This is a genomic window from Azospirillum rugosum (assembly GCF_017876155.1).
Taxonomy (GTDB): Bacteria; Pseudomonadota; Alphaproteobacteria; order Azospirillales; family Azospirillaceae; genus Azospirillum; species Azospirillum rugosum.
Map to the genome: position 1 here is coordinate 87,611 of NZ_JAGINP010000016.1, position 13,211 is coordinate 100,821.

At 72.7% G+C, this 13,211-nt stretch carries 9 protein-coding genes; 1 reads left to right on the top strand and 8 read right to left on the bottom strand.

The window, feature by feature from the left end:
* The first annotated feature begins 27 nt into the window (after positions 1-27).
* A complete protein-coding gene (locus J2851_RS21135) occupies positions 28-210 on the top strand; it encodes a YdcH family protein (protein ID WP_209768674.1) in 183 nt (60 codons plus the stop codon).
* A gap of 69 nt (positions 211-279) precedes the next feature.
* On the opposite strand, the gene J2851_RS21140 is transcribed toward J2851_RS21135, so the two are convergent.
* From J2851_RS21140 to J2851_RS21180, 8 genes are all read right to left on the bottom strand, one after another.
* Complete coding sequence (locus J2851_RS21140; RefSeq protein WP_246500818.1) at positions 280-6,198, bottom strand: tetratricopeptide repeat protein; 5,919 nt, start codon at positions 6,196-6,198, stop codon at positions 280-282.
* 86 nt (positions 6,199-6,284) lie between these two features.
* A complete protein-coding gene (locus tag J2851_RS21150; RefSeq protein WP_209768675.1) occupies positions 6,285-6,710 on the bottom strand; it encodes a flagellar biosynthesis repressor FlbT in 426 nt (141 codons plus the stop codon).
* A gap of 132 nt (positions 6,711-6,842) precedes the next feature.
* Positions 6,843-8,708, bottom strand: coding sequence for a flagellin N-terminal helical domain-containing protein (locus J2851_RS21155; RefSeq protein WP_209768676.1), 1,866 nt, complete (start codon positions 8,706-8,708; stop codon positions 6,843-6,845).
* 164 nt (positions 8,709-8,872) lie between these two features.
* Positions 8,873-9,982, bottom strand: coding sequence for a 3-oxoacyl-ACP synthase III family protein (locus J2851_RS21160; RefSeq protein ID WP_209768677.1), 1,110 nt, complete (start codon positions 9,980-9,982; stop codon positions 8,873-8,875).
* 25 nt (positions 9,983-10,007) lie between these two features.
* Positions 10,008-10,772 carry an SDR family NAD(P)-dependent oxidoreductase gene (locus J2851_RS21165; RefSeq protein WP_209768678.1) on the bottom strand — a complete coding sequence of 255 codons (765 nt, stop codon included), beginning with the start codon at positions 10,770-10,772 and terminating at the stop codon, positions 10,008-10,010.
* Positions 10,769-12,019 (bottom strand): ANL family adenylate-forming protein, encoded by a 1,251-nt coding sequence (locus tag J2851_RS21170; RefSeq protein WP_209768679.1) that lies wholly within the window; start codon positions 12,017-12,019, stop codon positions 10,769-10,771. The genes J2851_RS21165 and J2851_RS21170 overlap by 4 nt, the downstream gene beginning before the upstream one ends.
* Positions 12,016-12,279 carry an acyl carrier protein gene (locus J2851_RS21175; RefSeq protein WP_209768680.1) on the bottom strand — a complete coding sequence of 88 codons (264 nt, stop codon included), beginning with the start codon at positions 12,277-12,279 and terminating at the stop codon, positions 12,016-12,018. Before J2851_RS21175 ends, J2851_RS21170 begins: the two co-directional genes overlap by 4 nt.
* Positions 12,276-13,091 carry an alpha/beta fold hydrolase gene (locus J2851_RS21180; RefSeq protein WP_209768681.1) on the bottom strand — a complete coding sequence of 272 codons (816 nt, stop codon included), beginning with the start codon at positions 13,089-13,091 and terminating at the stop codon, positions 12,276-12,278. The genes J2851_RS21175 and J2851_RS21180 overlap by 4 nt, the downstream gene beginning before the upstream one ends.
* Positions 13,092-13,211: the final 120 nt, after the last annotated feature.

Here is a 13,211-nt window from a genome sequence, read left to right on the forward strand (position 1 = left end):
CCGGTTCGATCCGATGGAGAGCAGACCATGCACACTGATGCTCGCCTATCTTCCTTGCAGGAAAAGCACATGCGTCTCGACCGCGCGATCCTCGACGAGGAAAAGCGCTCTTGGCCGGATGAGAGCGCGATCAAGCGCCTTAAGATCGAGAAGTTGCATGTAAAGGAAGAGATTGATCGCTTGGCCAGAACCTCCCACCGGGTGAATTGACGCACCCACAGACCTTTCCCGTTTCGGTGAAAAGCCAGGGGTGGTTCAAAAGGCCATCTCTGGCTTTTTTTATTGGCCCGCGCGAAGCGGCTGTTCCGCCAGACGGCACAGGCGGCGCGCGATCAGGGGCAGCGCGCCCGAGGTCGGCTGGCCCGGCGGCGCCGTCACGAGGGTCATGCTGGGGAACCACGGCCGCGTCCCGGTGCCGAGCGCCGTCCAGTCCCCGCCCAGGCCGAAGCGCCAGACCGGTACGCCCAAGGCGCCGGCCATTTCCCCGACGGAACTGGCCGGCGTGATCACGAGGTCGAGTCCCGCCATCAGCGCCGCAACGCCGTCCAGGTCGTCCTTGAGGTCCAGGTCGGGCCAGGTGTGGATGGTCACGCCGAACCTCCGCTGCGCCTCCGCCAGTTCGGCCGCGCAGTCGCCATACTGGAGATTGACGAAGCGGACGCCCGGCACCGCGAAAACCGGCCCCCAATCCCCAATGGCGGCGTAGGCGCCGCGCCGTTCCGCGGTGACCAGGCCGCTGCGCCACGCGATGCCGACCCTCAAGCCCGGCCCCGGGGCGGCCACCCGCTCCCGCCAGCGCAGGACCTGCGCCGGGTCGGGGACGAGGTATCCCGCGCGCGGCGGGAAGTCGGCCAGCCCCGGCCGCAGCAACCGGGGAAGCGACCCCATCGCCACATGGCGGTCAATGCGGCGGTCGATCCCCGCGCAAGGCGCCTCGGGGTCGGCCGGCGCCGGCCGTATCGTCGCCGCCGGGAAGGACCGGGCAAACAGCGGGACCAGCCGGCGGTCGCACTCGACGGTGACGGACCCCGCCCGTGCGATCAGCTCCGGCAGGCAGCCGCAGAACAGGATTTCATCGCCGAGGCCCTGCTCCCGCCAGACCAGCAGGTGGAGGCCTGCGGGATCCTCGCCCTCCCAGGGCGGCACCGGCAGGACGCGCGCCGCCCCGGCCAAGTCCCGCGCGCGGAAGCGGCGGTCGTAGCCCCACCAGCCCGTCGGGAGGTCGCCGCGCGTTAGGCACAGCAGGCCCTTGTTGAAGGCGGCGGCCGGCTGGTCCGGATCCAGGGCAAGCGCGCGGTCGCACCAGCGCTCCGCCTCCTCCGCCCGGCCGAGGTCGCGCAGCAGGCGGCCGAGGTTGGCGAGCGCGTCCGCCGTGCCGGGTTCGAGCGCCAACGCCCGCCGGAGCGCGTGGTGCGCGACGGGCCATCGGCCGGACCGCCGCAGCGCGACGCCCAGGTTGAGCCAGCCCGCCCCGCGGGCCGGCGCCAGAGCCACGGCCCGCCGGTGGCTCGCGGCCCCGTCGTCGAGGCGGCCCAGGCGGGTCAGGACGGCCCCCCGGTTGTCGTGCGCCTCGGCCAGCGCCGGATCGGCCAGCGCGGCGCGCTGGTGGGACAGCGCGGCGCCCTCCAGGTCGTGCCCCGCTTCCAGCGCGTTGCCGAGGTTGGTCAGGGCGGCGGCCGAGGCCGGCTGCAAGGCGAGCGCCCGGCGGAAGCGGCCCGCCGCGGCGTCCGGTTGCCGCGTGTCGAGAAGGACGGTTCCAAGGCTGGTCTGGGCCGCCGCGTAGGCGGGCATGTGGGACAGGGCTGCGGCGATCCGCTCCACGGCCTCCTCCGACCGGCCGGTCTGGTGGGCGAGCAGACCGGAGAGGTGCAGCGCCACGGGATGGTCGGGCTGCGACCGGAGCACGCGGTCGTATAGCGGGGCGGCGTCGGCGAGGCGGCCGGCGCGGTGGTGCGCGGCGGCCTGTTCCAGCAGCGCCTCCGGGTCCGGCGGCGGGGATGGTGGCGGAGGAGCGCTCGACGGTTCCGGCATGAGTCGGCGCAAGACCACGGCCATGCGGGCCAGGACCTCCCCCAGCCCTTCGCCGGGACGCGGCTGGAAGAGGCGCTGGGTCGGGTACCAGGGGCGTGCCCCGGTGCCGAGCTGGGTCCACTCCGGCAGTCCGAAGCGCCACACCGGCACGCCCAGCGCGCCGCCCAGTTCGCCCGCCGACATGGCCGGCGAGATCATCAGGTCGAGGTTCGCGGCCAGGGCGGCCGTGCCCTCGAAATCGTCCTTCAGGTTCAGGTCGGCCCAGCGGTGGATGCGCACGCCGAAGCGCGCCTCCGCCGCCGCGATCTCCGCTTCGCAGTCGCCGTACTGCACGGTGATGAAGGTGACGCCCGGCAGCGCGAACAGCGGCCCCCACTGGTCGAGCGCGGTGTAGCAGTGCCGGCGGTCGCCGTCCATGAGCTGGCTGCGCCACGCGATGCCGAGCTTCAGCCCCGGCCCGAGCGCCGCCACGCGGTCCCGCCACAGGGCCACGCGCTGCGGATCGGGCACCAGCCAGGGCTGCGCCGGGAAGCGCTTCAGGTCCGGGCGCAGCAGGCGCGGCAGGCTTCCCGCCGCGACCTGCACGTCCACGTCGCGCGGGTCGGGGGTCGGCGGGCGGACCGTGGCGCCGGGGAAGGACCGCGCGAACAGCGTGACGAGGCGGCGGTCGCATTCGATGACCAGATGCCCGGCCCGGCGCTGAAGATCCGGATAGCAGGAGGCGAAGAGGATCTCGTCGCCCACCCCCTGTTCCCGCCAGACCAGGACGCGGGCGGCCGAAATGTTCTCCCCCCGCCAGCCGCGCGCGGCGAAGCGCCGCGCCTGGTGAAGGAACTGCGGCGACCCGAAGCGCCATTCATGGTCCGCCCAGCCCGGACGCAGCGCCCCCTCCTCCAGCAGCAGGAGCGACAGGTTGTAGCGGGCGGTCGCCAGCCGGGGATCGGCCTGGATCGCGTCGCGGTAGGCGGCCTTCGCCTCCTCCAGGCGGCGCTGGCGCCCCCAATGGATGCCCAGGTTGGCGTGCGCCTCGGCCAAGTCCGGGGCGAGGTCCAGCGCGCGCCGGTGGCAGGCGAGCGCCTCCGCGAGCCGGTCGCGCTGGTCGAGCACGCTGCCGAGGTGGCTCCAGGCCGCGGCCTCGCCCGGCGCGACCCGCGTCGCGCGCCGCAGGAGCGTTTCCGCCTCGGGAAGGCGCTGCGCGTCCTGGAGAGCGGTCGCCATGTTGACCAGCTCCGCCGCCCCGGACGGCGCCAGGAGGAGCGCCAGCCGATGGCTGCGCGCGGCGCCGGCCCGGTCGCCCCGTCCGGCGCGGAGGTGGCCGAGGTGGGTGTGCGCCGGCCCCAGCCCCGGACGCAGCAGAAGCGCGCGGCCAGCGGCAGCCTCCGCCCCATCCGATTGTCCCAGGGCGCGCAGGAGCGCCGCGCGGTTGACCCAATGCTCCGCGCCATCCGGGCGGGCGGCGATGGCGTGGCGCTGCGCGGCCTCCGCTCCGGCGGTGTGGCCCAGCGCCTGAAGGGCGTCGGCCAGCGCCGCATGGGCGGCGGCGTTTCCGGGATCGGCGGTCGCGGCGCGGGCGAGCACCGCGGCGGCCTCGGCCGGCTCCCCCCGCCGCCGCAGCAGGATGCCGAGGAGGTGGAGGGCAACGGCGTGATCCGGCGACGCGTCGAGCGCGGCGCGGCACAGGCGCTCCGCCCCGGCCGGGTCGCCCGACCGGTGGCGGTCGATGGCGTCGGCGACCAGCCGGTCGACGTCGGCGGGTTCGGATGGCGCGGCCGGCGCCGCCGCGGCGCGCATCCGGTCCAGCGTGCGCGCCATGCGGGCCAGCATGTCCTCCAGCCCCTCGCCCGGGCTGGGCTGGAACAGGCGCTGGGTCGGGAACCAGGGGCGCACGCCGCTGCCGAGCTGCGTCCAGTCCCGGTGCCCCAACCGCCAGACCGGCACACCGAGCGCGCCGGCCAGCTCGCCCGCGGAAATCGCCGGGGTGATCACGAGGTCAAGGCCGGCGATGAGCGCCGCGGTCCCCTCGAAATCGTCCTTCAGGTCCAGGTCGTCCCAGCGGTGGATGCGCACGCCGAAGCGCGCCTCCGCCGCGGCGATCTCCGCGGCGCAGTCGCCGTACTGCACGGTGACGAAGACGACGCCCGGCAGCGCGAACAGCGGCGCGAAGGCGTCCAGGGTCACGTAGGCGGCCTTGCGGTCGGTCGTCATCATCTGGCTGCGCCAGCCGATGCCGACCTTCAGCCCCGGCCCCAGCGCGTCCAGCCTTTCCCTCCAGGCGGCGGCACGGGCCGGATCGGGCACCAGCCAGGGGGCGGCGTCCGAAAAGGCGGACAAGGCCGGGCGGACCAGGCGCGGCAGCGCGCCGGCGGCGATGTGCGCGTCGCAATCCATCGGCACGATGGTCTCGCGCCCATCGTCGGTCAGGGTTTCCGCGCGCACCATGGCCCAGGAGAAGGACCGGGCGAAGAGGCTGACCAGGCGCCGGTCGCATTCGACCACCACATGGCCGACCCGATCCGCCGCCGCGCGGAAGCAGGAGGCGAACAGGATTTCATCGCCGACGCCCTGTTCCCGCCAGACCAGCAGGCGCTTGCCGGGCATGGGCTCGCCCCGCCAGGGCGGGGCCGCGACCGCCCGGTCCCGGTAGCCCTTGGCGCGGAAGCGCCACTGGTAGGACTCCCAGCCGACGCCGAGCTTGCCGAGCGCCAGGCTGACGAGGCCGAGGTTGAGATGGGCAGCGGCCAGCGACGGGTCGAGGTCGAGCGCGTGGCGCAGCGGCCCCTCCGCCTCCTGCGGCCGGTTGGTCAGCCACAGGAGCATGCCCAGGTTGGCGTGCGCCTCCGCGTTTTGGGCGTCGATCTCCAGGGCCGCGCGGTGGGCGGCCTCGGCCTCCTCCGGATGGCCGAGCATCTGGAGCGCCAGGCCGAGCGCGGTGCGCGCCGGCGCGTTGCGTGGGGACAGCCGCACGGCCCGGCGGTGCACCGCCAGCGCCTCCGCCCAGCGGTCCAGCGGGTGCAGGGACGTGCCCTGGTTGGTGTAGGCTTCGGCGTGCTCGGGCTGGGCGACGATGGCCATGCGGTGCAGTCGGATCGCCTCCTCGTGGCTCGCCACGCTCGCGAGCGCGTTGCCCAGGTTGTCCAGCGCCTTGGCGTAGTCGGGCCGGACGGCCAGCGCCCGGCGGTAGACCGGCACGGCGTCGCCGGAGCGCTCCAACGCTTCGAAGCCCGTGCCGAGGTTGTTGAGCGCCATGGCGTCGGCCGGTTCCAAGGCCAGGCAGGCGCGCAGGGCCGCCGTCGCCTCCTCCGCGGCGCCGAGGTCGAGGAGGACCACGCCCAGGTTGTTCCAGGCGCTCGCCAGCATCGGCTCGTCGGCCAGGGCGCGGCGGTAGTCGTCCGCCGCCTCGGCCCGGCGTCCCTGGTTCTGCAGCGCGCCGGCGAGCGCGAAGCGCAGGCGCGCGTGCGCGGGAGTCGCGTCCAGCGCGGGGCGGAGCACCGCCTCCGCCTCGGCCCAGCGCTGCCGCTCGCCAAGCAGGGTTCCAAGCTCGATGGCAAGGTCGGCGTCGCCGGGAGCGTCGGCCAGCGCGCGGCGCAGGCAGGCCTCCGCATCGGGGTGGCCGAGCGCGCGCAGGGCGAGCGCCAGCGAGCGCCAAGCCGGGGCGTGGCCGGGCGACGCCTTGACGGCCTCGTGGAAGCAGACCGCCGCGCGGTCGAGGTCGCCCAGCTGCTGGTGCAGCAGGCCAAGGTTGTGGAGGGTGCCCGGACGGGCGGGTTCCAGCCGCAACGCCTCGTTGTAGGCCGCCAGGGCGTCGGCGTGACGCCCCTCGGCCTGCCGGACGGTTCCGAGGTTGCCGAGCGCTTCCGCATAGCCGGGCTGGAGGGTGATGGCGCGGCCATAGGCCGCAGCCGCCTCGCCCCAGCATCCCGCGTCGGCCAGCGTGTTGCCCAGGCTGTTGTGCGCCTCCGCAAAGGCCGGATGGGCGGCGAGCACGGCGCGGAAACGGCGCGCGGCGGCCTCCGCGCGGCCCGACTGGTAGTCGGCGATTCCGGAAAGGTGAAGCGCGTCCGCGTGGTCCGCCCGCAGGGCCAGGATCCGGGCATAGAGCCGCTGCGCGTCGGCCAGCCGGCCGGCTCGATGGTGGTCGATGGCGGCGTTCAGCTGTTCCTCAAGCATCCGGCCCTCAAGCGAACCGGCCCGGCTGGGCCTGTCTGCCGGAACCGGCGCTCTTCCGGAGGGGTCGCGGCGGTTCCCGACGCGCGTCACGGGGCCGGATCGGCGGAGGAATCGCCGGAGCCGCGCGCCGTCTCGTCGGCGGAGTCCGGGCCGCCCCGAAACATCTTACGGCACAGCTTGAGCGCGCGATAGTAGTTGCGCGATTCCACCAGACGTTCGATCTCGTCGAGGTCCTTGGCGCAATCGGGGCGCGCTTCCCGCGTCTCGTTCAGGATGGAGGCGAAGCGCTGCAGGTTCAGCGTTCCGTCCTCGGGAAAAATGTAGACGAGCTGAATGACGAAATAGAGCTTCTTCTCGATGCAGTCGATCTGCTCTTCCTTCAGCACTTCCCGGCCGCGCAGGAAGTTCGCCGTGTTGTACAGGAAGAAGGAGCCCGGACGGTCTCCGGCGCCGATGACGGCGCCGTTGATGATGACTTTTTCGTTGGGGCGAAGAACGAACTTCAAAGGCATGACAACCGACCCGGTCTTGGCTGGGCGGTGCGGGGAACCGGGGCGATCCCCCGGAGGCGCCGCGCACCAAATGGAACGGGCGGCGGCTCGCGCCGCCGCCCGCCGGGCGTGATCCTACCCGAAGTTCCCGGCTTAGAACAGGCGCAGGATCGACTGCTGCGACTGGTTGGCCAGCGAAAGGGCGATGGTGCCGAGCTGCTGACGGGTCTGCAGCATCAGCAGGTTCGCGCCTTCCTCGTTCTGGTCCGCCAGCGTCAGCTTGCTGGCGCCTTCCGTCAGCACGTCGCTGAACTCCTTGGTGAAGTTTTCGCGGGTCGTGATGATGTTCAGGTTCGTCGACAGCGTCTGCGAGGCCGAACGCAGGTTCTGCTTCGCGTAGTCGATGCTGGCGACCGCCTTGTCGATGTCGGAACGGTCGGTCCAGTCGTTCTGGGCGTAGTCGAGGCGCAGGCCCTGGCCGCTGGTGGTCAGGTTCTGGGCCTTCACCGTGATCGCGTTGGTGTTGCGCTCGTTCAGCTGCACCGACAGGTCGTTCGACGTGTTGGCGTCGGTCACCTGGACCGTCACCAGGTTCGCCGCCGAGTTGGCCGAGGCCGCCTGCTTGATCTTGTTCTGATCGACGCTGAAGCGGACCGTGCCGGTGTCGAACGCGAAGGCGTTCTCGCCGTTGGACAGCTTGCCCTCGCCGCGGTTGGCCATGCCGTCGCGGGTGATGGTGGCGCCGCTGAGGTTGCTGGCCTGGACCTGGATGTCGACCTTCTTCTCGATGGTCGAGATGCCGTTGCCGCCGTTGGCGGCCTGCTCCAGCAGCTTGCGGTCGACCGTGAAGGACACGACCGTGCCCGACGAGAAGCTCTCGGAGATGCGCTTGGTCAGGGCGTTCTCGGAGGTGGCCTTGACGCTCATCTCGCGCGTGGAGTTCGGCGAGGTGGCGCCGGTCAGCGTGATCGTGCCGTTGGTCGAGACGGTGACCGTCTTGGCGTCGCTGGTGGACAGGCGGCCGGTGCCGGCGATCGCGGTGCTGATCGAGTTGCGCAGCGCCGAGGCGACGTTGGCCCGGGCGTTGCTGCCGACCGCGACGTCGCTGGCCGTGGCCGTGTAGGAGAAGGTCTGGTCTTCGATGGTGATCGTGAAGGTGTCGCCCGCTTCGATCGTGCCGCCCAGCTGGACGTTGGTGACCTGCGCGGTGCCGGACGTCGACGCCCGGGTCGTGTTGGCGGCGATGGTCTGGCTGTTGTCGAAGTACTTGACCGTGCGCGACTCGGTGCCGTCCGACACGATGAAGGAGCGCTCGCGGCCGGTGGCGCCGCGGACCTCGATCTGCACGTCGGAGAAGCTGCCGGCGGTGGTGGACATCGTGCCCGACAGCTTCAGGCCGACCAGGCCGTGCGCCATTTCGGCGTTGTTGATGTCGCCGGCCGCACCCTCGATGGAGCCGTCGCCCTTGACGCGCACCGTGTAGGTGTCGGCCGACACCACGTTGGTGACGCGGGCGTTCTCGATGCCCTGGATGGTGTTGACCGCCTGGCGCGAGGCGCTGGTGCTGTCCATGCGCAGGCCGTTGCCGGCCAGCAGGTTCTTGCCGCCGTAGCTCGAGTCACCGGCCAGCTTGTCGATCTGGTCCTTCAGCGCGTTGAACTGCGAGGCCAGCGACTTGCGGGTGGCCATCGAGCCGGCGTCGTTGCCCAGCGCCGAATAGGCGGCGGTGGTCAGGCCGCGGGCCTGCTCGATCATGTCGTCGATGGAGGTCAGGCCCTTGTCAGCCGCCTTGATGGTGCTGATCGCCTGGCCCATCGTGTCCTTCAGCGCGGTCAGGTCGCCGGCGCGCTGGTTCAGACCCTTGGCCGCGAAGAAGGAGGTCGGGCCGTCGAGGGCGGTGTTGATCTTGTTGCCGGTCGCGAGGATGTTCTGCTTTTTCGCGATCGAGTCCTGGACGCCCTGCAGCTGCAGCAGGTTCGTGCGCATGGACGACGAGAGCGAGACGCCATTGGTAGCCATGATGGTCACTCCATTTGGAGGATTGTGATCCGCCGCGCTTCGCGCTGGCGGAGAGGGACTAATTCCCTCGGGGCTACGCTAGGCAAAATACGGGCCAGCCCAAAATTGCCGCTCTTTCGTGGTATTTCCTGCCGGTCGGCAAAAGCAGGGTCGGCAAAAAATGCCTACCGCCCGGCAGAATGTGCCGGGTTCCCGGCACCCTTTGCCGCCCCGTCCGCGCCGGCGGCAGAATTTGCCGGGCTCTCCACCGGGTTGCCGTCGGCGTCGATCCGCATCGTTCCGCACACATCCAGCGGGCCGGCCGTGAGCGCGGCGCTTCCCCAGGACCAGCCAACGCCGAAGCCGGACAGCAGAAGCCGCGCGGGAGCGGAGCGCAGCCGGCCGCCAAGCTCCGACGCCAGGGCGAGCGGGATGGAGGCGGAGCTGGTGTTGCCGTAGCCGGCCAGCCCGACCACCGTCTGGGCCGGGACGGCGCCGAGCTTCTGCGCCAGATGGCGGATCATCTGCGCGTTCGCTTGGTGCAGGACAAGGTGGTCCACCCCGTCCATGGTCCAGCCGGCAAGGTCGAGCGCGGCGCGGACGCTGGCCGGCACCTCCCGCAGGGTGAAGGCGAAAACCTGGGTGCCGTCCATGAAGAGGTGGGCGGGGGCATCGGGCTCCCGCAGGGCGCCACCGGGCACGGTGAGGTAGGGCGCGCCGGCCCCGTCGCTGCCGAGCGTGAAGGCCATGGGGGCGGCACCGGGGTCGGTTTCGAGCGCGGTCGCCGCGGCGGCGTCGCCGAACAGCGGGGCCACGGCCCGGTCGTTGGGGTCGAGCACGCGCGAGGTGGTGTCCCCGGCCACCAGCAGCGCCCGCCGCCCCCCGGCCGCCTTCAGCATCGCCGCGGCGGTCCACAGACCGTAGACGTAGCCCGAGCAGCCGAGCGTCAGGTCCATCACCGCCGCCTGCCGGCCCAGGCCCAGCCGATGGTGCAGCATGAGGCCGGAGGCCGGCATGATGCGGTCGTGCGTCTGCGTCACCATGACCAGCAGGTCGACCGTGCCGGCGTTCCAGCCCAAGCCGTCGAGCAGACGCCGTGCCGCGGCCTCGCCCAGGTCGGAGGTGCACTGGTGCGGGGGCACGAGGTGCCGCGCCTCGATCCCCGTGGCCTTGGCGACCTTGCGGGCGGCGTCCTCCCCGAAACGGGCGGCCAGATCCTCCACCGTCTCGCGCCGTTCCGGCACGCAGGCGACCAGCCCGCGGAGGGCGACGCCGTCGATCACGCTCGCGACCATGGGCTGCTCCTGCTTCCGGTTGCCGTCAGCCGGTGATGCCGCCGTCCACGACGATCGTCTGGCCGGTGACGAAGGCGGCCCCGTCGCCGAGCAGGAAGCGGACCACCGGGACCACGTCGGCCACCTCCCCCAGCCGGCCGAGCGGCGTGCGGCGCACGATCTGCTCCCGCTGGCCCTCCGCCAGGGTGCCGGACATCTCGGTGGTCAGGTAGCCCGGCGCCACCGAATTGACGGTGACCTGGAGCCGTCCGACCTCCCGCGCCAGCGCGCGGGTCAGCCCGTCCAGGCCGGCTTTCGACGCGGAATAGGCGGCGAGCCCGGTGTAGCCGCGCTGGCCGATGATGGAGGAGATGTTGACGATCCGCCCCGGCCCGCGCTTCAGCAGCTTGGCGCGCAGGAAGGCGCGGGCGACCTGGATCGCGCCGGTGAGGTTGGTCTGGATGACCTCCTCCACATCGATCTCGGGGAAGGTGGCGAGCACCCCCTCCCGCGCGATGCCTGCGTTGTTGACCACGCCCCACAGCGGCGACGCCCCGCCCCACTCCACCGCCGCGTCGACGAAGGCGCGGACCTCGTCCCCGTCGCCGACGCGGCAGGCCTTCCAGAACAGGTCGGGGCCGGCCAACCGCTCGAGTGCCGCGCTGGGCGCGCGGCTGCAGGTGGACACGCGGTAGCCATCGTCCAGCAGGGCCTCCACGAGGCCGAGGCCGAGGCCCCGGCTGCCGCCGGTGACGATGACGTGGCGCTTGACGGTGTTGTGTTGGGTGGCGGTTTCCGTGGCGTCGCTCATGCGGCCCCTTCCCGTGTCTTCTTGCCCGCGGAGCCCAGCGGGATGTGGTCGGCCAGGGTGATGACGCGCGGCCGCGCGGCCGGCGGGAGATCCGCGATCGCCTCCCGGACGGCGGCGCGGACATCCGCTTCCGTCACGCCGGGGGCCGGCACGACGGTCGCCGTCAGGATATGCCCGGTGATCGGGTTGGCCGCGGCGCGGACCAGGGCGTCCTGGACGTCGGGCACCCCGAGGAGACGCTGCTCCACCGCCTCCGGAGACACCTTCACGCCGCCGACATTGACGCGGCCGTCCAGCCGCCCGGCGAACAGAGCGCGGTCGCCGCGCACCTCCACCACGTCGCCGGTGGACAGCCAGCCGTCGGCGTCCGGTGCCCCGCCGCCGGGGCCGGCATAGCCGGTCATGGCGCGCGGGCTGCGCACCTCCAGCACGCCGTCGCACAGCCGCAGGGCGACGCCGTCCACGCCCGTCTCCAGCCAGGACGCCGGGAAGCCGGCGCGCCCGTCGGTGACGGCGAACAGAGCCCCAGCCTCGGTGGAGGCGTAGATGTGGCGCAGCTTCGCACCCGGGAAGCGCGCGGCCAGCCGGTCGAGCAGGGGCTGGTCCACCGCCTCCCCGCCCAGCGTGACCGACGCCAGGGGCGGGCCGGCGTTGCCCAGGGCCATCAGGAAGGCGCGCCAGAAGCTGGGCGTCGCGCTGACGTGGGTGACCGCGTGCCGGAGCGCCGCCTGGGCAAGCTCCGCAGCACCCCCGCCGGGCACCGACACCAACGTCCCGCCGGAGGCCAGCGCGGTCAGGATCACCTGGAGGCCGGCGAAAGAGGCTGGCTCAAAGGTCAACAGCCAGCGCGCGTCCGGATCGGGGGCGCCGCGCAGCCGTCCCCGCAGCCGGTCGAAGCCGTGCCGGGCCCGCTTGGGCGCCCCGGTCGTGCCGGAGGTTTCCAGCAGGACCGCGAAGCCGGGCATGGCCGGCGTTGCGTCTTCAGCGACGGGAGCCCCCGGATTTGGGCCATGGCGTTTCAGGAAGAGCGGGACATTGGCGCGTTCGGCGGCGATCAGCGCGGCGGCGACGGTGGAGGCACGGTCGCCCTCAACGGTCGCTATGCCGACGGTCGCCATGCCGGATTCGCGGCGGAATGTCGCCTCCAGCGCGTCGGCCGCCGCCGCGATGTCCGGCCAGCCGAGATGCGTGTCCGCTTCGATCAGGCGGACGCCGGGATCGATCCAGGGCGGCGGGACCGCACTCATGCCGCGCCGGTCGGGGCGTCGAGGCGGTAGAGCGCCGCCAGTTCGCCGACCGTGGTGAACTGGATGAAGCCGGCGCGGAAGGGATCCTGGCCGGTGCGCTGTTCCAGCACGACCAGCAGCGTGGCGAGGTCGAGGGAGTCGATCGGCAGATCGCCGCCCAGGAACCGGGTGTCCGGCCCGACCGGTGGCAGAGTCTCCCCCTTGTCGGCGGCGATGCGGGCGAGTTCTTCGGCGATCAGGGCGAGCATGGTCTGGGTCATGAAGGATCGTGGGTGGCGAGGAAGTCGCGGAGGATGGCGGTGACGGGTGTCGCGGCCTCACTATGCGGCAAGTGCCCGGTGTTGTCGAAGACATGCAGCGGGGCCGCGGGCGGCAGCCGGTCGCGCGGCGGCAGGGGGATGATGCGGTCGTCACGCCCCCACAGCAGCTGGACCGGCGGGGCGACGGCGCCCCAGTCCACCGGCCGCCAGCGTTCCGCCGCCGTGGCGAAGGAGCCCTCGACGATCCGTTCCAGCGCCGCGCGGCGCGCGGGGTCGGCGGCCTGGGCGTGCAGGACCTCGCCGATCCGCTCCGCCAGCGGCGACGGTTCGGCGAACAGGCGGTCGGCACAGGCCTGCCCCTCGGCGGGGGAGGACAGCGCGGTCACCCGGCGCAGGAAGGCGAGGTCGAAGTCGGGCCCGAGCCCGGCGCTGGCGATCAGCGACAGGCTCGCCACCCGCTCCGGCGCCTGCCGGGCCAGTTCGAGGGCGACGAAGCCGCCCATGGAATGGCCGATGGCGTGAACGCGCGGGATCTCCAGCGTGTTCAGCAGCCGCACCAGCCAGGGTGCGAAGGCGCCGACCCGCCCGTCGCCCACGTCGAGCGTCGAGCCGCCATGGCCCGGCAGGTCCACCGCCAGCACCCGGCGGACGGCGGCCAGGGGCGAGAGGTTGTACTGCCAGGTCAGCGAGTCCCCGGCGAAGCCATGCAGCAACAGGGCCGGAACGCCACCGCGCCCAAGCGACAAGTAGGCGGCCGGGCCGCCCGCGATGTCGGCCCGCGCGCGGCGGAGACGGCCGGTGGTGTTGGTCATGGGGACGGTCGTGGGTTGAGTGAGGCGGTCGCGTTGGGCCCCCACCCTAACCCTCCCCCACTTCGCGGGGGAGGGGACTTGGTCGCGGAGTGGCGGCAGTTCCCTCCCCCGTCGAAGATG

Bases quoted from the DNA above. Each gene is read 5' to 3' on its own strand.
- J2851_RS21140 (WP_246500818.1), bottom strand. From the start codon at position 6,198: ATGCTTGAGGAACAGCTGAACGCCGCCATCGACCACCATCGAGCCGGC.
- J2851_RS21150 (WP_209768675.1), bottom strand. From the start codon at position 6,710: ATGCCTTTGAAGTTCGTTCTTCGCCCCAACGAAAAAGTCATCATCAAC.
- J2851_RS21175 (WP_209768680.1), bottom strand. From the start codon at position 12,279: ATGACCCAGACCATGCTCGCCCTGATCGCCGAAGAACTCGCCCGCATC.
- J2851_RS21160 (WP_209768677.1), bottom strand. From the start codon at position 9,982: ATGGTCGCGAGCGTGATCGACGGCGTCGCCCTCCGCGGGCTGGTCGCC.
- J2851_RS21180 (WP_209768681.1), bottom strand. From the start codon at position 13,091: ATGACCAACACCACCGGCCGTCTCCGCCGCGCGCGGGCCGACATCGCG.
- J2851_RS21135 (WP_209768674.1), top strand. From the start codon at position 28: ATGCACACTGATGCTCGCCTATCTTCCTTGCAGGAAAAGCACATGCGT.
- J2851_RS21155 (WP_209768676.1), bottom strand. From the start codon at position 8,708: ATGGCTACCAATGGCGTCTCGCTCTCGTCGTCCATGCGCACGAACCTG.
- J2851_RS21165 (WP_209768678.1), bottom strand. From the start codon at position 10,772: ATGAGCGACGCCACGGAAACCGCCACCCAACACAACACCGTCAAGCGC.
- J2851_RS21170 (WP_209768679.1), bottom strand. From the start codon at position 12,019: ATGAGTGCGGTCCCGCCGCCCTGGATCGATCCCGGCGTCCGCCTGATC.